This window comes from Embleya sp. L77 (genome assembly GCF_055557415.1).
In genome coordinates, this window is record NZ_CM145709.1 from 4271522 (window position 1) to 4292319 (window position 20798).

A 20798-nucleotide genomic window follows, 5' to 3' on the forward strand; every position below is an offset into this window, starting at 1 on the left:
CACTCGGCACTTCCGCCGCCCGGGCCACGTCGCGGGGCTCCGGGCGGCGGCGGGAGCGATTGCCGACGTCCGTCGGTCAGTTCTTCGCCAACTCGTTCCGCAGTTCCCGGAGATCATCGACGGAGTCGAACCCGGCCGTCCGGCACACCGTCAGCGCCTCGCTCAACCGGTTCACCGCCGTCTGCCGCTGCTCCAGCCCGAACGCCTCTATTCGGGCGCCCAGTTGCACCGCATCCAGATACCCGTGACCCTCCTCCGGCAACAGCGGTACGTACGCCGCCGCCGCCCGGTCGGCCGCGGTCAGCGCCGGATGCAGCCGGTCGGCGCGCGCCAGCAGGTGGGCGAGTTGGTGATGCGTACCGGCCGTCTCGATCGCGATCATCGCCGCCACATCGTCGTCGGTACCCGAACCCGGGCCCGAGGCCGCGCCATCACCGGAATCGGCACCCGAACCGGCCCCCGCCCCCGCCCCCGAGCCGGGATCAGCCCCCGCCAACTCCCGCAGCGCCTCCCCGAACAGCGCCACCGCCCGGTCCACCCCGGACGGGTCCTCCCGGTCCGTGCTGCCGGCGATGTTCCACGCCTTCGCCCGCAGTGCGCGGACCGTCTCGCGCACGTCGCCCTCCGCGCGCAGCAGTTCGATCGCCCGGCCGAACGCGGCCTGCGCCTGCGCGGCCATCCCGGCGTCGTCCAGCGCGTGTGCCGCCGCCACCGCGATCTCCGCCTGGGTGGCCCGATCGGCGACCTTCGTCGCGGCCTCGGCCGCCATCGACAGGTGCTTGGCCGCGTCCCGCGCATCGCCCAGCCGGCGCAGGCACATGCCCAGTGCCCACCGTTCGTGCATCGCGTGCTCGGGGCCGTGGTGCGCCTCGATCTCGGGCAGCAGCTCCTCCAGGATCGCCGCAGCCTCCGCGTCCCGGCCCAGGCCGAACAGCATGCCCACGGCGCCCCTGCGGCAGGCCGCCGCCATCTCCGCGTCGCCCTCGTCGTCGAAGACGTGCGCGGCCTCCAAGGCGAACGGCAGCGCGTCCTCGGGCCGGTCCTGCGCGCCGACGGCGTTGGCCAGCATGGTCAGCGCGTGGCCGACCGGGAACTGCGGCTCGGCGTAGAAGGCCGCCGTCTCCAGCGCGCCGCGCATATCCGCCTCCGCCGCCGCGGGGTCGCCCGCCTGCATCCGGACCTGGCTGCGCAGGAACAACGGTCGGCAGGCCAGCCAGGGCCGTTCCGCCTCCCGGCAGAGCGTGATGGCGGTGCTCAGATCCGCCTCGGCGTCGGTCGTACGGTCCTCCTGGAGCGCCTGCTCCGCGCGCAGGTGCAGCGCCGCCGCCTGCCGGTGCCCCAGCCCGTGGTCCCGGCCCAGGTCGTGCAGTTCGGTCAGGATCTCGTCCACGTCGTCGGCCCCGGTCGTCAGGGCCACGATCGCGCGGTGGTGCAGCACCAGGGCCAGCGGTGCGGCGTCGTCCGGCAGGAATTCCTCGGCCTTGGCCCGGGCCGCGTCGAACAGCCCGTTCGCGTCGGCCTCCTCGGCCCGGAACCGGGCCATCGCGGTGCGCACCTCGGCGCCCACCGCCCGCCCCGGCGCGCCGGCCGCCTCGTAGCCGGCCGCGGCTCGGGTCAGCGCCGCGATGCCCGCCGCGAACTCGCCCTCCTCGACCAGGTCGATGCCCTCCGCCTCGGTGATCGCGGCGAGCGCGAAGGCGTCCACGTCCTGTCCACGCTCGCGTGCGGTCGCCGCGTAGTCCTGCCACGCCGCATCCGAACGGGGATGCCCCTGCGCGTCCAACTCGCGGGCGTGGGACAGCAGTTCCGCAGCATCCCGGGCAGCGGAAACGGCCGCCGGCCGGACCGGCGCGGCCGACGACGGCGCGGACACCCGGGCCGAACGCAGGCCCAGCGGCAGCGACTTCGCCACCGGCGCCGCCGCCAACCGGCGTCGCACCCGCGAACTCACCGCGTCGTTGCCGTTGCGCGCGTCGAAGCGCGCGGTGATCTCGAACAGTTCGCGTTCGACCGTGTCGCGCAGCGCGCCGGCCGTGGTGTTCTCGAAGACCACCAACTCGGGGCCGCCGACCGCGACCAGCCGGCGCAGCAGCACCGCGACGCCGGCGAGGAAGTCGGAGTGGTCGGACGGGTCGCTCTGCGGACGCTCCAGCCAGGCGCGGTGCTCGGCCAGGATCTCGATCCCGCGGCCCTCGTTGCCGGTCAGCGCACAGAACTCGATGTGCTCGGCGACCGCCGCGTAGGTGCTCACCTTGCCCCGCACGGAACGGTAGCCGCGCAGGTGGTGTGCCCGGGCCCGATCCGGATCGCCCTCGCGCACGAGCGGCAACATCGACGCGGCCAGCGAGACCTGCGGCTCCTCGGCGCAGGTCAACGCGCCGTCCAGGGTGGGCGCGAGCAGTTCCAGCGCGTCCGCGTCCCGGCTCTGCGCGATCAACCAGCGGGCCTGCTCGCGCCGTTCGCACGCGTCGCAGTCGGCGAGCCGGTCGCGATCGGCCGCCAGCCACGCGTCGAACGCCTCGGCGCTCTCCGCGTCTGCGCCGATGTGTCGGGCCAGGTAGAACCGGCTCTGGTGGACCGGCCGCAGGCTGTGTCCGGCGGTGCGATAGCGGCGCTCCATGTCGGCGAGGTAGCCGCGGATCGCCGGCAGCGGCACGTCGGGCACCGCGAGCAGCGAGCTGGTGATCCACTTGAGATCCCAGAACAGGTGGTGGGTCAGCTGCTCGTCGAAGCCCTCGGGGTGCTCGTCCCACAGCTTGAGCAGGCGGGAGAGCGGGACCGGCGTACGCGGCGACTCGCCACCGTAGTTGTACGCGGTGATCAGCCGCAGCAGCGCCCACGCGAGGTTCTCGTCGTTGCCCATCCGTTCGGCGACCACGACCAGTTCCTCGGCGCGGGCGGTACGTGCCCTTCCATACGGCAGTTCCTCGTTCGCGTCCAGGGCAGCGAAGAACCCGGCGTCGTCACGGATGTCCATCAAGGGTTCCTATTCGGCGGGGTTCGGCTGGTGGACCGCCCGCTCCAGCAGGCCGAGGAAGGACCGGCCGAGCAGGCCGGTCTCGGCCGAGGTGAGCGGTCGGTGGCTGAGCAACAGGGCCTGGCCGTACAGTCCTTCGACCGCGGCCCGGGCCAGTTCGGGATCGTCGAGGCCGGCGATCCGGCGGACCAGCGGGTTGAGGTGGTTGAGCACGAGTTGGGCACGCGGGCCCTGGCCGCGCAGCGAGCCCAGGATTCCCGACCACAGGTCGTCGCCGCGACCGGCCGCGTCCTGCTCGGCCTCGGCCCGACCGCGCTCGCCGCGCGCGTCCCGCCCGTCGAGCAGCAGCGCGGGCACGGTGACCGGCTGGAACGTGCGCAGCGACACGTCGCACGAGAGCGGATCCAGCGCGGCCCGGGCATGCGCGAGGAAGCTCGCCGCCGCCAGTTCGGCGCTCGGGTCGACCGAGTCCAGGTGCGCGGTGACGGTGTCCGGGTCGAGTTCGGTGACGGTGGTGCCGGGGCGGATCTCGGCCAGCCGGTGGACCAGGTCCAGGTCGTAGGTGTAACCGCCGTTGACCACGCCCAGCCCGGCCGCCGCCGCGATCGGCGCGACCTGGCGGTACTCCTCCACGGTCGGCGTCACGTGCACGACCGGATGCCGGCGGGCGAACTCGTCGAGCGCGATCCGCCCGTCGGTGGTCTCGAACGGCAACCACGGCAGGACCAGCCGCAACAACTCGTCGTCGTGCCGGGCGAGCGCCTTCACGCCCAGGTGATGCACACTCAGGAACCGGGCCAGCCGCGGCTGGTCGTGCGCGGCCAACTCGGCCAGCCAGTCCCGGATGTGCCCGCCGAGCGCGTCCCGCACCCCGGCGAGCGACTCGTCGTCGTACAGGCTCTCCCGCGACGCGGTGGGCCGCAGCGTGTCGGTGTCCACGACGCATCGCACGAAGAACGCCCAGTCGGGCAGCAGCCCGTCGGCGTTCTCGGTGAGCAACATGCCCTTGAGATGCACCCGGTGCTTGCCGCGCATCGCCGGGCTGACCGCCTCCGGCAGCACGAACGCCGCGCCGCGCACGCCCGCGAGCGGCACGTCCAGGTCGATCACGTCCAGCGGGGTGAAACCGAGTCGGCTCTCGCAGTACGCGGCGAGCGCGGCCCGGCGACGCTCCGACGTGGGGTACGGGCGATCCCAGACCGCGGGGGTGTCGGTGATCGGCGTGTGCTCGCCGTCGGCCACCACGGTGACCGGGTACGGCAGGAGCGCGCCGAAGTCGCGGGCGAGTTCGATCACCCGGTCCGCGGCGAACCACGACTCGCTGCCCCGACGCGGCGTCAGGAACACCGTGGTGCCCGGCTCTTCGCGCTCCTCGGGGGTCAGGGTGCGCACCGTGTAGCGGCCGTCGGCGCCGGCCTTCCATTCCACCGGCGGCGCGTCCGCCGCCTGGGCCGAGCGGGTGACCACGGTGATCTCGTCGGCGACCACGAAGCACGCGAGCAGGCCGATGCCGAACTGGCCGATGTAGTCGCGCCGGGCGCTCTCCAGCGCATCCCGCTTGGAACTGCGCCCGATGGTGGCCAGGAAGCGGTGCACGTCGGCCTCGGTCAGCCCGACACCGGTGTCGGTGACCCGAAGGCCGCCGTCCTCCACCGTGATCGTGATCGCCGCGGGGGCCTGTGAGTCCGCGGCCCGCCGCGCGGTGACCGCGTCGACGCCGTTCTGCAGCAGCTCACGCAGGTATACCCGGGGGCTGGAGTAGAGGTGGTGCGACAACAGGTCGACCAGACCGCGCAGATCGACCTGGAAGGTGTGGTCTGCGGCGGTTATCGCGGCATCGTTCATGCGGACTTCGTCACCTCGGGGCAGGATCGCCGGCCGACATCCCGGCCGAGTGCTGATGGTACGAAACGGCGGGGACAGGCGGCGAATCACTTCTTCGGCCGCCGGTCCCCACCGATCCGGGTTCAGCGCTTGGGCGCGTCCACCGTCCGCCCGTCGCGCAGCGCCTGGAACAGCGCCTTCGCGCCCTTGTCGTCCCACAGCACGGTGGAGCCGACGTTCTTGACCTCGTATCCGGGGTTGGAGATCGGCACCGTGGTGGTGACTCCGTCGCCGCCGGACAGGCTGCCCATGTCCTTGAACAGGCCGTACAGGTCGAACAGGCCGGTGTCGTCGTCCACGGTCACCGCGCCGAGCGAGGCGTCGGCCACCGGGAACGCGCTGAACGGGTTGAGCAGGACGCCGGCCGACTTGGCCTTCTTCGCCAGCGCGCTGAGGAACAGCTGCTGATTCTCCATCCGGGCCAGGTCGGAGCGTGCCGGGTCGTAGTAGCGGGACCGCACGAAGGCGAGCGCCTGCGCGCCGTCCAGGGTCTGGCAACCGGCCTCCAGGTCCGCGCCGGACTTCTTGTCCTTGATCGGACCCTTGAGGCAGATGTCCACGCCGTCCATCGCGTTGACGATGTTGTTGAACCCGCCGAACCCGATCTCCGCGTAGTGGTCGAGCCGCATGCCCGTGGCCATCTCCACGGTGCGGGCGAGCAGCGGCGCGCCGCCCTTCTCGAAGGCCGCGTTCAGCTTGTTCTTCTGTGCGTTGACGGTCTTGCCGTTCTTGCTGAACGCCGGGATGTCCACGTAGGAGTCGCGCGGCAGGCTGATCAGCGCGGTGCCGCCCTTGCCCTTGTGCAGCAGCATCATCGAGTCGGTGCGCTTGCCCGGCGCCTTGCCGGTGTGCAGTTTCTTGCGGTCGGTGGCGTCCAGGCCCTCGCGGCTGTCCGAGCCGACGATCAGCCACGTGGTGCCTTCGGACGCGGCCGGTCGGCCCTTGTAGTCGTCCAGGACGTCCTCGTGTCGGATCTTCGAGTCGGCCCAGAAGTAGGTCACCGTGCCGAAGACCACCACGAGCGCGACGAAGACGCCGAGCCCGATGAGAATGCGCTTCTTCCAGTTGACCGGGCCGCGCGGACGCCGCGGCGGGCCGCCGGGACGACCCGGGCCGTCGGGACCGTCGGGCCGACCGGGGCCGCCGGGGCCCTCGGGGCCGCTGGGCCCGCGCTGCGGCGGCGGGCCCACCGGGGCGGCCGGTGCGCCGTGCGCGTCGGCGATCGGCGGCTGCGGCGGATAGCCGTCCGCGCCGGGAGCGCGCTGCACGGGCGGCACGCCGGCCTGCGGCGAGTGCGCCGCAGGGGCGGGCGGATACCCACCCGGCTGCGGCGGATACGCGTTCGGCTGCGGCGGATGCCCGCCGGGTGCCTGCTGCGGGTGGCCGCCGGGGCGGCTCGGAATCGTTCCCGGAGGGGGCTGCTGTGGCTGTTGGTCGCCATCCGCCCACCCCGGCGGCCAATTGTTCATGACACCGAAGCTTGCACCCGATCAGCCGCGAGGCAACCGAATGCCGATCTCATCGACCATCTGTTCCACAGTTGATGCTCACTTCTTACACGAGACCTCGTCACCGGATTTGGCGGAGTATGCCGGATTCGGCGTGGCATCGACGGGCGGCTGCTCGGTGGGCGCGCCGCCGACCCGCACCGGGGTGGCCCCCGCGTACGACGAGCCCGCGATCACCTCGATCGTCCGCCCCAGGCCGGTGACCGGCTCCAGGGTCGCGCCCGGCAGCGCGGCCTGCACCGTCTTGACCGAGCGGTTCCACCTGGGGTCGTACCGGATGATCGTGCGCACCCCGTCGGTCGAGGTCGAGGTCCGCGGCGGCCCGGCCATCGCGAAGCCCAGGCCCTTGAGGTCCTCGTGCGCGCGGGTGCCCAGGCCCGTGGCCGGCCCGCCGTTGTACACCTGTACCGAGATCTCGTTCGGCGCCACCTCCACCGACACCGGGGAGGGCGCGGGGGCGTCGGCCTGGCCCGGGGTGTCGGGTTTCTTCTCCGGCGTCGGCGCGATCAGGTCCTTGTCCTCGCGGATCGCCCGGAACAGGCCCGCGGCCTTGGCGTCGTCCCACAACACCGTCGAGCCCCAGTCCGGGACCTGGTGGTCGATGCTCTTGAGCGGCACCTGCGCGTAGGTGACGCCGGAGTTGGACAGGTTCCGGAGCTTGCCGCCCAACTCCAGGAAGGACTGCGGGCTCATGCCCTCGTCCACCTTGATCGAGCCGAGCACCGCATCCAGCACGTTCTTGAGCTTGAGCGGATCGGTCAGCGTGCCGGACGACGTCGCCTTCGCGAGCACCTGGGTCATGAACTTCTGCTGACGCTGGGTGCGGCCGATGTCGCCGGTCGGGTCGCTGGCGATGTACCGGGCCCGGACGAACTGCAGGGCCTTGACCCCGTCCAACCTGCTGGTGCCCGCGGGCAGGTCGAGACCGGACTTGGGGTCGCGCAGCGGCTTGGGGGTACACATCTCGATGCCGCCGAGGGTGTCCACGACGCTGACGAACGAGACGAAGTTGACCTCGATGTAGTGGTCGATCCGGATCCCGGTGGCCTTCTCCACGGTGGCGACCGTGAGCGGCGGGCCACCGAGCGTGTACGCGGCGTTGATCTTGCCCTTGGACGGGCCGCGCTGCTCGCCGGTGGCCTTGTCCTTGTGCGCCGGGAACTCCACGTAGCTGTCCCGCGGCAGGCTGGTGATGGTCGCGCGATCCCGCTTGGCGTTGAGATGCACGATCATCACCGTGTCGGTGCAGTCGCAGGACTCGCCGCCGGCGTGCAGCTTCTCCAGCGTGTCCTTGGAGATGCCGGCACGGTTGTCCGACCCGACGATCAGGAAGTTGAGGTCCTTGCCGGATCCGGTGTCCGGGCGGTTGTCCAGGCCCTTGAACGGATCTATCCGCTGGATCTTCCCGTCGAAGTGCTTGACCCAGGCCCAGCCGATGCCGCTGGTCACCAGGATCGCCGCCGCGAGCACGCCGGTGATCAACACGAGCCAATTGCGGCCGACGTTGCTCTCGTTCCGGTCGCCGTTCGCGGTTCTCACCGAGGGTCGTCCGCCAGTCGTCGCCATGGGGTGCGGTGTCCCTCCTCGCGGACCGATCTCGTCCCGCCGTTCGCTGCGCACACCCTCCCGGCGCGCGTCGTGCGGATGTCCATCCGTACCCGCGTACACCCGAAGGACGCCTGTGCGGCCGACCACGGTTGCGGTGCTGCGCGTCGAACCACCGTAAAGCGGGATCGAGCGGGAATGAGGACGGCGCGCCGACGGCCCCCCCTCGCCCACTCACCCGGTCGATGCTCGTCGACAGGTCCATTCGCAGTACGCTCCAGGGCGATGAACCAGACTGCCGACGAGCCCGCCACGCACGAGCCCCCAGCTCGCCGGGCGGAGCCGCTTCCCGAAGAACCGCCCGTCTCCGTGATCATGCCGGTACTCAACGAGTCCCGACACCTCGAAGAGGCCGTCGGTCGTGTGCTTGCGCAGGATTACCCCGGCGATATCGAAGTGGTGATCGCGCTCGGACCGTCCACGGACGACACCGACACCATCGCCGCCCGGTTGGTCGCGAACGACAAGCGGGTACACACCGTCGCCAATCCGAGCGGTCGGACCCCGTGCGCGCTCAACGCCGCGATCGGTGCCTCCAGCCACCCGGTGATCGTGCGCGTCGACGGCCACGGCATCCTGCCCGCGGGCTATATCTCGACCGCCGTCCGGCTGCTGGTCGACACCGGTGCGGCCAACGTCGGCGGGCTCATGCACGCCGAGGGCACCACCCCTTACGAGGATGCGGTCGCCCGCGCGATGACCTCCAAGCTGGGTGTCGGGAATGCGCGCTTTCATACCGGCGGCGACGCGGGACCGGCCGACACCGTGTACCTCGGCGTCTTCCGACGCGAGGTGCTGGAGGAAATGGGCGGGTACAACGAGGAATTCGAGCGTGCCCAGGACTGGGAGCTGAACTATCGGATCCGTCGGGCCGGCTACCTGATCTGGTTCTCGCCCGAACTCAAGGTCTCCTACCGGCCCAGGCAGACCCCCAAGGCCCTGGCCAAGCAGTACTTCAACTACGGCCGTTGGCGGCGGGTGGTGTCCCGGCACCACAAGGGCTCGGTCAACCTTCGCTACCTGGCGCCGCCGGTCGCGCTGCTCGCGGTCGCGCTGGGCACCGTGGCCGGTCTGGTCGGCTTCTGGCCCGGCTGGCTGCTTCCCGGCGGCTATGTGGCGGGCATCCTGGGCGGCGTCGTTTGGGAGGGCCGGGGATTGCGGCTCGCTGCCCTCGTTCGCCTGCCCATTGTACTGGCCACGATGCACGGGGCATGGGGGGCCGGCTTCCTGACCAGCCCGAAGAGCCTTGCCGATCGGGTCGAGGCGCACACCGATCGGCGGGGCGAAGAGATCGGTTGAACGACCGGCACCACCTGGTGTCGAGGGCCCGGGCCGCGCGCGGCCCGGGCCCTCGCGTGTTCGCATGGGTGTGCGGTGTCGTCCCCAGGCCGGCGACTCGCCGTTTCCACGCCCGGAAACCGGGTCCTTTCGGTAAAGCCAAGTAACGTGGCCGCCCTGGTCACCGCTCGTCCCCGGTGACAGTCTGTGAACAGTCGGCACGGCCTTGGGAGACGACGGCGATGAGCGACAGGGACTCGGCTGTGGCCGCGGGTGTGGCGATTCCGGACGCCCGGTCGGCCGCGGAGGATCGCGGCTTCACCCCGCCCGCGCGGCTGCGGCGGCTGGTCGTCACCCACACGGAGGTGGGCGAGGAGCAGCCGACCGATCCGGTCGAGGGTGCCTACGTGCTGCGGGTCGTGCCCGCCGAGACGGTTGCGGTGACCACGTCGGTCGAGGTGACCGAGACCGGGGTGGTGCGCTCCCTGCGCGTGCCGGTCGACCCGGTACGCACCGCCCGACTGGCCGCCGCCCGGGCCGCGGTCGAGGCGCTCGACGGTGGCGGCGTGCTCAAGGGGTTGCGGCGGATCATGGCCCAGCGCGACCTGGAGGCGGTCCGGCGTACCCATCGCGCGGAGGCCGAACGGGACGCCGAGGCGTGGGCGCGGCGCTGCGAGCAGGCGTACGAGCCGTATGTGCGCGCGTTCGCCGCCGACGCGGAGCCGGTGCCCACGTCCGCTCCGGTGTTGGGGATCGGGCCGACCAACACCGGCGGGCAGGGGCACGCGTGGGCCCGCGCGGTCGAGCGACACCTGCCGGGGGTGCGGGCCGAGGCGTCCGCGCTCAGTTCGGCGAACACCCCGGGCTATCCCAGCGACCAGGCGATCGCCACCGACGACTGGCTGTCCACCCGGTGGCAGTTGGGTCGGCTGGCCCGGGTGCTGGACCGCTACACGCACGTGTTGGCGGAGGGCGGGATGCCCGCGTTCGGCCGACTCGGCGGTTCCTGGGTGGACACCGACCTGGCCGAGCTGCGGGCGGCCGGGATCTCGCTCGGACTGGTCCTGTACGGCTCGGAGGCACGCGATCCGGCCGCGCACCGGGCCCGGGTGGAGTTCTCGCCGTTCGACCCGCGCTACGAGCTGACCCACGCGCTGCAGGCCAAGGTGGACCGGCTGCTGCCGATCCTGCGCGGCCTGGATGTGCCGACCTTCGTGGCCACGCCCGACCTGATCGCCGACGTGCCGGACGCGGTGTGGCTGCCGGCCGCGATCGACCCTTCGGCATGGCGGACCGACAAGCCCGTGCTGGCCCGCGAACGCCCGGTCGTGGTGCACGTGATGACCAGTCCGTTCCTGCGCGGCACCGCGCGGATCGAACCGACCCTGCACCGGCTGCACGAGATCGGCCTGATCGAGTACCGCCGCCTCCTGAACCGACCGGCCGCCGAACTCCCGGCGCTGTTCGCGGATGCCGACATCGTGCTCGACCAGTTCGGCTGCGGTTCCTACGGCATGACGTCGTGTCAGGCGCTCGCGGCGGGTCGGCTGACGATCTGCTACCTGCACGAGTCGGCGATCGAGCATCTGCCGGCCGACCTGCCGATCCGCGGGGCCGATCCGAACTCGCTGGCCGAGGTGCTGGAAGAGGTGGTCGCCGAACCGGAGGCGGCCCGCGAACTGGCCGCGCGGGGCCCGGCGTACGTCGCCGAGCACCACGACGGTCGGCGCTCGGCCCGCGTCCTCGCCGATTTCCTGGGCGTGGCGGCCGAGTGAGCACTAGCGTTCGGGGGTGGCTATCGACCCGAGCGCGGATGTGGACGAGTCGGCGACCCTCGGCGAGGGCACCCGGGTGTGGCACCTCGCCCAGATTCGAGAGGATGCGGTCCTCGGCGCGAACTGCGTGATCGGCCGGGGCGCCTACATCGGGCCCGCGGTCCGGATCGGCGCCAACGTCAAGGTGCAAAACCACGCGCTGGTCTACGAACCCGCGGTCCTGGAGGACGGTGTCTTCATCGGCCCGGCGGTCGTGCTGACCAACGACATGTATCCCCGCGCGGTCACTCCGGACGGCCTGCTCAAGGGCGAACAGGACTGGCACGCCCAGGGCGTGACGATCCGTCAGGGAGCCGCGGTGGGCGCCCGCAGCGTGGTCGTCGCGGGCGTCACGATCGGCCGCTGGGCCCTGATCGCAGCCGGCGCCGTGGTCCACCGCGACGTCCCCGACCACGCCCTGATGGCCGGCGTCCCGGCCCGCCGCATCAAATGGGTGGGCCGCGCGGGCATCCCCCTGACCCCGACCGGCGACGGCCACTGGCACTGTCCGGAAACCGACGAACACTACACGGAACGCAACGGCGAACTGACCCTGACCCCACCACCGGAGGGCTAGGCCGTGTCCGGCGGATCTTGGTGGGGTCGCGCCGCCTGGCACCGCACCTCGCCGCACCGGAGAAACAGCCGAATGGAACCACCATGCGGCTGCTTCTCCGGCACGCCGAGCCACGGCACCAGACGACGCGACCTCATCCACCAAGATTCACCGGACACGGCCTAGCCGCCGCGAGATCCGGCTACCCGACGAGCAATTGCACCGCGTGCACCATGCGTCGAAACGATCTGCTGTGCTCGGCGGCCATCCGCAGATCCATCAGTGCGGAGAACTTCGCCTGATGCAACGTCTCCTTGTAGGACTCGTGCATCATCGCCTGTAGTTGGCTCTTGGCACCGCGCCTGCCCTCGGGATCGGCCGGCCGAGTCGCATCGTCGCGCACCGCCGAGTGGATCCGAAGCGATTCGACGGAAGCGAGGAACCATGCCTCGTATTCGTGTCGGGCGATGACGATCTCGACCGACCCGGTGACCGATTCCGGAACCGGCGTCATCGCACGGGCGAGTTCCACCGGGCACCACACGTCGTCGTCGTCTCCGTCTCGGAGTACCAGAACGCCGCCCCGTGAGGGCACTCGTGCGGACTGGACCCGCACGGCCTTGCGCAGTTCGTCCGGCTTGCGCATCCGGCCGGAATCGAGACGAAAAGGTTGTGCCACCTCGACCCAGGTCTCGAACATTTCCACCGCGATGCGCGTGATCAGCTCTCGTACGGCCTGCACTTCTCCGTGGCCCTCGACGATGGGGCAACCACCGGTGTCGGCGTCACCGGCTCGTTCCCCTGCCGGATCGTCGGGGCGGGGGAGTAGTTGGTCCGTGCGCAGCAACTCGCCGGGGGTATAGAGGTTTTCTCGCAAAGCCAACGCCCCGGCCTCGTCCAACTCCCCGATTTTCGTCTCTCCGCCGATCGAACGAACCGCCCGCAACTCGGAAAGACCGAAATCGTGGCGGTCCAGGAGGTCGGGGCTGTGGCTCGTCACGATCACCTGACGCCGCTCACTGGCATCGCGGAGCGCATCGAGCAGGACTCCGGCCGCGGCCGGGTGCAGCGCACTCTCGGGCTCTTCGATGCCGATGGGACTCAATGTCCGTCCGGTGCCCGCGAACAGCGAGACCAGAACGCCCAGGGCACGCAATGTCCCGTCGGAGACCGATTGCGCCGGGAATCGCCATGGATTCTTGGCGCCGGGTACGTCCTGGCTGAACCGGAGGGTTTCCCAGTTGCCCAGCTCCGTCCGGGAAACCCCATGCATCCCCGGGGTGATCTGCTGTAGGTAGTCTTCGATTCGAGACTTGTCGTCGGCTCCCTCGGGCGTCCGCTCGAGACGATGGAGAACGCTGGCGATGTTGGCACCGTCGCGAAGGAGGAATTCCCCCCGAATCGGGGGACTGCGGACGGCGCATGGCATCCGGATTCAGACTGAATACGCTGATGCCCGAAAGACCTTCGAAGACCGCACCGAAGGGTTCGAGCCCGGCGGCCGAGACCAGATACAGGCGTTGGTCGCCCACCGGAGGCATGACGGGTTCCGTCTGCGCGACGAGTGCGCCGTCTTCGATCAGATAGCGCGCATCCGCATATCGATGCCCCTCGTCTCCGCGCGCGGCGAAGCAGACTTCGCAGACCTCTCGGGCGATCCGAAAACCGCCGCCTTGCACCGTCGCGACCTCGAATCCGTATGTGCCTTCGTAGTCTTCGCCGCGGAATTCCACGTCCACGGAGAAATGTGTCGGATGTCCGGCGGATCTTCTGCGCACCTCGTTTACTCCACCCCGACTGCGCAGGGCCTGGTCGAGGGAGGTCTGCAGGGATTCGGAGAGAAGTCGCAGCGAGTCCAGAAAGTTGCTCTTGCCCGACCCGTTCGGCCCTACCAGCAGGAGCAGCCTGCCCAACTCGACGTCGGCAGCCGCGATGCTGCGGTAATGCCTCAGTCGGACCCGCGTCAGTGAAAAGCGCTTCTCCTGCATACATCCAGTTTGGCAGTCCCGGCGGTCGGGGACCGTGCACCGTTCGCCCGGAGCGCTCCGCGGCTGCCGGGGTCCACCCCGAATGCACCCCGACAGACGCCGTCCGTCTCGGCGGGGTCGGGGTCAGTCGACGTCGAGGGTGGCCGCGATGGTGTCGCCGTTGGGGTCGGGGGTGGGGCGGTGGTGGAGGTCGGCGCCGGCGGTGGTGAGGAGGCGTTGGGCGGCGGTGTTGGTCTCGGTCGTGCTTGCCACGATGCGGGATGCGCCCTGGGACTTGGCCTCGGCGCGCAGGAGGGCGACGACGGCGTGGCCGATGCCTTGGCCGCGGTGGGAGCGGCCGATCCACAGGCCGGCCTCCAGGGCGTCGTCCGGGGCTTCCGGGGCGGGCTGGAGGCGGGCCGCGCCCACCACGCGGTCGGCGACCAGGATCGCGTAGGTGGTGGGGGTGGCCGCCCATTCGTGATGGAAGGCCAGGAAGGCGGCTCGGCGGTCGGCGGTCCAGCCGGGCGGGCCGGGTACGGCCGGCATCACCTCCGCCGGGTCGGCGTCGGCCACCGCGGCGTCCAGGAGGGCGGCCGTCAAGTCTTCGTCCAGTCGGCGCAGTTGCACCCGTGCGTTGTCCACCCCCGGAGCGTGTCCGCCTCGGCGACCCACGTCAAACGCTTTGGCCCGCCCGCGGTTCCGGCGGTCGCGCATCGGGCGCCCGACCGCACCCACCCGACGGCCACGTCACCGGTCGCACCCCGGCGCCCCGAGCCCCGGCGCCCCTCCACCGCCCACCACGGCATCTCGACCGGACGCCACCGACTTCCCTGGCCCCGATGCCCTGGCGCCGAGGCCCTCGGACCGATGCCCTGGCGCCGAGGCCCTCGGACCGATGCCCTGGCGCTGGCGCCCTCGGACCGATGCCCTGGCGCCGAGGCCCTCGGACCGATGCCCTGGCGCCGGCGCCCTCGGACCGATGCCCTGGCGCCGAGGCCCTCGGGCCGGCGCTCTCGGGCCGACGCCCTCGCGCCCACGCGCCCACGCCCACGCACCCACGCCCCGCACCCACGCCCCCGCCCCCGCCCAAGCCCTCGCACCCCACGCACGTGGACCCGCACCCGCGCTGCCCCTTCGCAACGCCCGCCCGCAACGCCCGCCCCCGCCGAGCCGCCCGCGCCGAGCCGTTCGGCTCGGAACGCCGACGGCCGCCCGCTCCCTCCCCGTTCGGGAGGTGGCGGGCGGCCGTGGGGGTGTGGGTGGGGCTATCTGTTCTTCTTCGGCGCGCAGACGTTCTTGTCCGCCGTCTCCAGGTCGATGTTCTTCGGGGGATCGCTCGGCGGAGCCCCCGCGACCGGGGGTGGTGTGGCGGGGAAGTCCTTGCCGATCAGGACCTCGAAGCGGGTCAGCGTCGTGGATGTGCTCTCGACCAGTGCGCCGTCCCCGAGGCCGGTCGCGGCGGCCAGTGCCTTCGCGGCGTCCAGGCGGCCCTTGGGATAGGTGATCGTGCTCGTCGGGTGGATCTTGCCGTCCCTGGCGTTGCCCGACGCGACCGCGACGAACTTGCGCCCGACCAGGTCCGCCGCGACCTCGTTGGCGCGCTTGTTGACGCCGCCGCCGTTGCGTACGTCGACCTTGACCGTGGCCGGATCAACCTTCGGCGCCTCGGGCGTCGGCGCGGCCGGTGGCTGCTCACCCGCGGGCTTGTCGTCCTTGGTGACGGGCGTGTCGTTGCGCAACATCGCCATCAGGTTGTTCGCCTCGGGCTGCTTGGGCTGCACCTTGGCCTTGGGCTGCGGCGGGTATTCCTCGATCGGCAGCGTGGTGAACGCCATCCGCTTCTCCGGGACCTTCTTCAACTGGTTGCCCAGCGAGATCAGCTTGTCCACGGCGCCAAGGCCCTTGTCCACCGTCAGCGACTCCACCGCGATGTTGGCGATCTTGAACATGCCCTCGACGTTGGTCAGCGACGCGCTGCTCTTCAGCTTGCGGGTGAGCGCCATCAGGAACGCCTTCTGCGCCTTGATCCGGGCCAGGTCGCTGCCATCGCCGAAGGCGTGCCGCGCGCGCAGGAACTTCAGCGCGGTCTCGCCGCTGAGGTTCTGATCGCCGGCGGCGAGCTTGAGGTCGGTGCCGCCCTGTCCGTTGGGCAGCACCGGGTCGTTGATCGGCTCCGAGATGCACATGTCCACGCCGTCGACGGCGTCGGTCATCTTCTTCACGCCGGTGAAGTCGATCATGATGTAGTGGTCCACCTGGACCCCGAGCATCTTGTCGACGGTGGAGACCGTGCACGGCGGACCGCCGTTGGCCAGGCTCTCGTTGAACGACTGGGGCCCGTTGGACGCCGGGTAGGTCTTGCCGTCCACGACGCACTTGGGGATCTGCACCATGGTGTCGCGGGGGATGCTGACCAGCGTCGCGTTGCTGCGGTCGGCCGAGACGTGCATCAGGATCGTGACGTCGGCGAGACCCTCGGTGTGCTCGGCCGCGCCGTACTTCTTGCCGAGACCCTTACGGCTGTCGTTGCCGATCAGCACGATGTTCAGCGGCTTGCGCCCGAAGGCGTCCTCCTCGGCCTTGGGGACGCCCTCACTGCCCGCGTTCTTCGCGGTGGTGGATATCTTGCTGTCCAGGTACTTCTTGTACCCGTACGCGGTACCGGCCAGCACCACGAGCAGGCCGACCACGGAGATGGCGATCCACTTGAGCCGCTTCTTGACCTTGTTCTTGGGCGGCCCCTCGCTTCGCGCGCCGCTGCGGGCTCCCGCGCGTCCGGTGGGAGCGCTGCCCGCGCGCTCGCGGCGCCGGGGCGGGTCGTCGTCGGCTTCCCGACCGGACGCCGCGGCCACCGCGGACGGGCGTCGGCCCTCGGGGTTCGCGGCTCGCGAGCGCGGCCGGGCGGCGCCGGAGCCGTCCGAGCCGGAACCACCGGCGGGAGCACCGGCGGAACCGCTGCCCGAACCACCGGCGGATCCGGCACCGGGGCCGCCCGGCGCCCGCAACTCGAAGCTGCCGGTGTCCGGGTTCATCACCCACATGTCCGCGACGTCCGCGTCGTCCATGCCGCCCAGGGGATCGTTGTCCCCGGGCGTGCCACGGTGCGGCCCGTTCCCTCTGTTCACGCCGAGATTCCCTCCGGCTGTATCCGCCGCACGGTCCCCCCGGGCTGTGCTCGGTCCTGATGGGCGACACCGGGGTTCCGGAGGCATCCGCACGGAACCCGACGGTGATACGTGATGGTCGGTTTGGAAGCAGCCACCATAACCGGCGAGATCTCGCCATGGTCACCGAGACTGCGAAGTCCTGACACTCGGATCATCGGAAAACGTACGAAACCCTTCACCGATGGTTCCGGCTCCGCTGTCGGTCGATCGTTGTTCGATCGATGGGGGTCGCGGACGGGCGCTTTCGTGCGCATCCCACCACGCCCCCCTTCGAACGTGTCTGCGGGTGTTACTGCTTCTTACGCGGAGACGCGCACTTGGTGTTGTCGGCCGTCTCCAGGTTCAGGTCGGCGGCCTTGGGCGGTTCCGGCGCCCCACTCGGGCCGGCGCCGGCCGAACTCGTCGGCGTGCCGCCGCCCCCGGGGCCCGCGTCCGGAAGATCCGCCCCGATCAGCAGTTTGATCGTGGTGTCGCCGGGACGAGCCACCTCCAGGGCGGTCTCCGGCAGGCCCAGCGCGGTCGCGATCGCCTTCGCCTGATCCCGACTGCCGTCAGGGTAGGTGATCCGGCTGTTGGCGTGTTCTCGGCCGTCCGGCATGGTCGTACCCGAAGTGGCCTTGAAGCCCTGGCGTTTGAGCGCTTCCACCACCGGGGTGATGCGCTTCTTCTCGGTCCCGGTGTCCACCGTCACCCGGATCCGGGCCGCGTCGCTCGGCGCGATCGTCGGAGGCGGCGGAGGCGGTGTCGTGGCCACCGGCGCGGGCGGCGGATCGGTCGCCCCGTCGCCCGTGGTCAACGGCCGGTCGGCCCGGATCGAGGCCCACAGGTTGTCCGCGGCCGGCCGCAGGGGTTGGACCTGGTCCGGTGCCGGTCGGTAGGTCTCGGTCGGCAGCGTGGTGAACGCCATCCGCTTCTCCGGCACCTTCTTGATCTCGTCGGCCAGGTCGATCAGCTTGTCCACGCCCGCCAGGTCGTTGTCCACCGTGAGGGCGCTCACCGCACTGTTCGCGATCTTGAACATGCCGTCCACGTTGCTCAGTTTCGCGTTGCTCTTGAGTTCGCGTGCCAGCGACATCAGGAAGACCTTCTGCGCCTCGATCCGGGCCAGGTCGCTCCCGTCCCCGAACGCGTGCCGGGCGCGCAGGAATTGCAGCGCATCGTTGCCGCTCAGGTTGTTCGGGCCGGCCGGGAGGTCCAGTCCGGTGCCGCCACGCTCATTGGACAGGACCGGGTCGTGGATCGGCGCGTCCAGGCAGATCGGCACCCCGCCGACCGCGTCCGTCAGATCCCGGACGCCCTTGAAGTCGACCTCGATGTAGTGGTCGATCCGGACCTGGAGCATGCGGTCCACGGTGGCGACCGTGCACGACGCGCCGATGCTGCGGAAGCTGTCGTTGAACTGGCCGAACCGGGCTTCGGTGACCTTCTTGTCCTTGCCCTTGCCGATCTCGCAGCGCGGGATGTCCACCATCGTGTCGCGCGGGATGTTCACGAGCGTGGCGTTGGAACGGTCGGCGGACAGGTGCATCAGGATCGCCACGTCGGCGAGTCCCTCGTGCCCCTCCGCGCCGTACCGCCGCCCCTCGCCGATCCGGCTGTCGTTGCCGATCAGCAGGATGTTCATCGGACTTCGGCCCTGATCGTCCTTCGCCGCGGCCGGTGGTCGATTGCTCTTGTCGGCGGTGATCTGCGTGTGGTGCAACTTCCCGTTCAGGTACCGGATGTACCCGTACGCGCTGCCGGCCAGGATCACCAGGATGCCGACCACGGAGATCGCGATCCATTTGAGGCGCTTCTTCACGGTGCTCTTTCTGCGTATGCCCCGCCGGTCGGGTGCCCCGTGCTCCCCGACCTCCGTATCCGCGTCCGTGCCCATGTGACGAGCCCCCTCCGGCAACGTGCCGGGTCACCGCCGATCCGCGGCGACCCGGCCCTCCCTGTGCGGTGTCGATGCAATCAGCCCGCGCACACGTCCTGTTCCGCCGTTCGTCCCGAAACGGTGACGATCGGGCCCGTGTTCGCGGCCGAGGTCGGTTCGGCCGACGGGGTGCCGCCGCTGGTGGATGTGGGGTCGGTCGTGGAAGTCGACGAGCCCGGTGCCCCGGTGTTCGCGGGCGACCGGGTGCCGGTCCCCTTGTCGGCGCCGCTCGAACCCGGTGCGGTCGGCGTGACCGTCACCCGTTCGCCGTTCTCGTCGATCCTGGTACGGGTGGACGCCGTCGGCGTCGCCGCCGCCTGCTCGATCCGCACCTCGCCGTTGTTTTCGAAGCCGTTCTCGTCCTTGCCGCTCACCGCGGCGCCGACCGCGACCCGGTCGAGACGGATCGCCTCGAACAGGCGGTCGGCCTGGGGCTGGACCAGTTCGTCCCGGTTGATGTCGAACCGGTACGGCTGCCGCGGCACGGTCAGGAACGCGACCTTGTCGTTGGGGATCCCCTTGATGCTGTCGGACAGGTCCATCAGATCCCTAAGCGAACTCAGTCCCGGGTCGGCGGTGATCGACCGGGTGCCGGCGTCGAGGAGGTTGTACAACTTCCACGGCTGGGTCAGCATGTCGCCGACCTTGACCTTCTTAACGAGCGCGGCCAGAAAACGCTGCTGGCGAGTCATCCGCTGGGTGTCGCTGCCGTCGTCGACGTTCTTGCGGGCGCGGACGTAGCCGAGTGCCTGCTCGCCGTCGAGCCGGTGCTTGCCCGCGGGCAGGTCGAGCTTGGCGGCGGTGTCCCGCATCGGCCGACTCAGGCACACCTCGACGCCGTCCACCGCGTTGACCATCTCCTTGAAGCCGGAGAAGTCGATCACGATGTGGTGATCGACGCGGACCTTGGTCATCTGTTCGATGGTCTTGATCGTGCAGGCCGCGCCGCCGATCTCGAACGCGTGGTTGAACTGGTCGCGGTAGGCCCGCGACTTGCTGCCGTCCTGACGCACGCACGAGGGGATGTCGACCATCAGGTCGCGCGGAATGCTGACCGCCACCGAGCTCTTCCGGTCGGCGGCCAGGTGCAACAGGATCGTGGTGTCCGAGCGCTTGGTGCCCTCGCCGATGTCGCCGTACTGCTTGTTGTCGCCGCTGCGGTCGTCCGAGCCCAGCAGCAGGATGTTCGTCGCGTCGTGCGCGACGACCTGCGGACGTTCCTGCTCGGGGCCCAGTTTCGCGGTCAGGTCCTCGGTGGTGATGTTGCCGTCCAGCTTGCGGTAGATCGCGTACACCGCGATGCTGCCGGCCACCAGGCACAGCGCCACGGTGACCGTGACGCCGATCAGGACCCGCTTGTACACCCGCCGACGTCGATTCCGCCGGGAGAGCCGATCCGGCGCCGCGGCCTCGCCGGCGGCGGCCATCGCGGCCACGGCGGCGGCGAGCGGCTCCTCGGAGCCGGCCGCGGCGGGCGCGGGCGGGGACGGTACGGCGGGCGCCGCGTCGGCAGGTGCGCCCTGCTGCCCGGCGGGGGGCGGCGGGCCTGCCTCGGTCCGCGGGTCCGGTTCGGCCTGTGCGCCTGCTTCGGTCTGCGGGTCCGGTTCGGCCTGTGCGCCTGCTTCGGCCTGCGGGTCCGGTTCGGCCTGTGTACCTGCTTCGGCCTGCCGATCCGCCTCTGGCTGCGCGCCTGCTTCAGCCTGCGCACCCGCCTCGGGTATCTCCGCCGCGGGTATTTCGGCCGCGGGTATCTCGGCCTTCGGCCCACCCGGCTCGGTCGGTTCTGCCTCGGACGCGACCGCCTTCGCCTCGGCCTCGGCGCCGACCCCGGCAGCCGGCCCGTCCGCGGCCGGTGCCGGGTCGGCCGGGACCGCCGGGTCCGCGGCGGGAGGCGCGTCGGCGGCTGTACCCGGGGCGGCCGCGTCCGCGCCGGGAGCCGGGTCGGCGTTCGCCGCGTTCGGCCCGTCCGTCTCGGCCGCTGCGGGTCCCGGGGCCGATGTCTCGGATTCGGCCGGAGTCGCGGGTGCCGTGTCCGGGCGCGCGTCCCGACCGGATTCGGCCTGTTTGCCGGCCCGTTCGCTGTCACTCACGTCGTGTCTGCTTCTTTCCCCAGGGCGCCCA

At 71.0% G+C, this 20798-nt stretch carries 12 protein-coding genes and 1 pseudogene; 3 read left to right on the forward strand and 10 right to left on the reverse strand.

The annotated features are described in order from the left end of the window. Positions 1–76: 76 nt before the first annotated feature. The 4 genes from ACZOOI_RS18335 to ACZOOI_RS18350 form a co-directional block, all read right to left on the reverse strand. Complete coding sequence (locus ACZOOI_RS18335) at positions 77–2977, reverse strand: hypothetical protein (RefSeq protein WP_465276886.1); 2901 nt, start codon at positions 2975–2977, stop codon at positions 77–79. A 9-nt stretch (positions 2978–2986) separates the two neighbouring features. Then, positions 2987–4822: an HSP90 family protein gene (locus ACZOOI_RS18340; protein WP_465276887.1), complete on the reverse strand. Its 1836-nt coding sequence runs from the start codon at positions 4820–4822 to the stop codon at positions 2987–2989. A gap of 122 nt (positions 4823–4944) precedes the next feature. Then, positions 4945–6330, reverse strand: coding sequence for an LCP family protein (locus ACZOOI_RS18345; RefSeq protein WP_465276888.1), 1386 nt, complete (start codon positions 6328–6330; stop codon positions 4945–4947). A 78-nt stretch (positions 6331–6408) separates the two neighbouring features. Continuing rightward, on the reverse strand, positions 6409–7908 hold the full coding sequence (locus ACZOOI_RS18350) for an LCP family protein (protein ID WP_465276889.1): 1500 nt from the start codon (positions 7906–7908) through the stop codon (positions 6409–6411). Between the two features lie 291 nt (positions 7909–8199). Between ACZOOI_RS18350 and ACZOOI_RS18355 the strand changes: the two genes are divergently transcribed. The 3 genes from ACZOOI_RS18355 to ACZOOI_RS18365 all read left to right on the forward strand — a co-directional run bounded on the left by ACZOOI_RS18355 (position 8200) and on the right by ACZOOI_RS18365 (position 11643). Continuing rightward, positions 8200–9273, forward strand: coding sequence for a glycosyltransferase family 2 protein (locus tag ACZOOI_RS18355; protein WP_465276890.1), 1074 nt, complete (start codon positions 8200–8202; stop codon positions 9271–9273). A gap of 221 nt (positions 9274–9494) precedes the next feature. After that, a complete protein-coding gene (locus tag ACZOOI_RS18360; RefSeq protein ID WP_465276891.1) occupies positions 9495–11027 on the forward strand; it encodes a glycosyltransferase in 1533 nt (510 codons plus the stop codon). Between the two features lie 22 nt (positions 11028–11049). Then, positions 11050–11643, forward strand: coding sequence for an acyltransferase (locus ACZOOI_RS18365; RefSeq protein ID WP_465281231.1), 594 nt, complete (start codon positions 11050–11052; stop codon positions 11641–11643). A gap of 181 nt (positions 11644–11824) precedes the next feature. Here ACZOOI_RS18365 and ACZOOI_RS18370 read toward each other — a convergent pair whose 3' ends face one another. The 6 genes and pseudogenes from ACZOOI_RS18370 to ACZOOI_RS18395 all read right to left on the reverse strand — a co-directional run bounded on the left by ACZOOI_RS18370 (position 11825) and on the right by ACZOOI_RS18395 (position 20767). Next, positions 11825–13051, reverse strand: coding sequence for a DUF4276 family protein (locus ACZOOI_RS18370; protein WP_465276892.1), 1227 nt, complete (start codon positions 13049–13051; stop codon positions 11825–11827). 310 nt (positions 13052–13361) lie between these two features. Next, positions 13362–13610 (reverse strand): annotated as a pseudogene (locus ACZOOI_RS18375) (AAA family ATPase); the annotation flags it as partial. A gap of 123 nt (positions 13611–13733) precedes the next feature. Then, complete coding sequence (locus tag ACZOOI_RS18380) at positions 13734–14234, reverse strand: GNAT family N-acetyltransferase (protein ID WP_465276893.1); 501 nt, start codon at positions 14232–14234, stop codon at positions 13734–13736. Positions 14235–14857: 623 nt separating this feature from the next. Further along, entirely contained in the window at positions 14858–16717 is a 1860-nt protein-coding gene (locus ACZOOI_RS18385) for an LCP family protein (RefSeq protein WP_465276894.1), read from the reverse strand. A 331-nt stretch (positions 16718–17048) separates the two neighbouring features. Next, positions 17049–18560 carry an LCP family protein gene (locus ACZOOI_RS18390; protein ID WP_465276895.1) on the reverse strand — a complete coding sequence of 504 codons (1512 nt, stop codon included), beginning with the start codon at positions 18558–18560 and terminating at the stop codon, positions 17049–17051. A gap of 155 nt (positions 18561–18715) precedes the next feature. Then, a complete protein-coding gene (locus ACZOOI_RS18395; RefSeq protein WP_465276896.1) occupies positions 18716–20767 on the reverse strand; it encodes an LCP family protein in 2052 nt (683 codons plus the stop codon). Positions 20768–20798 lie beyond the last annotated feature (31 nt).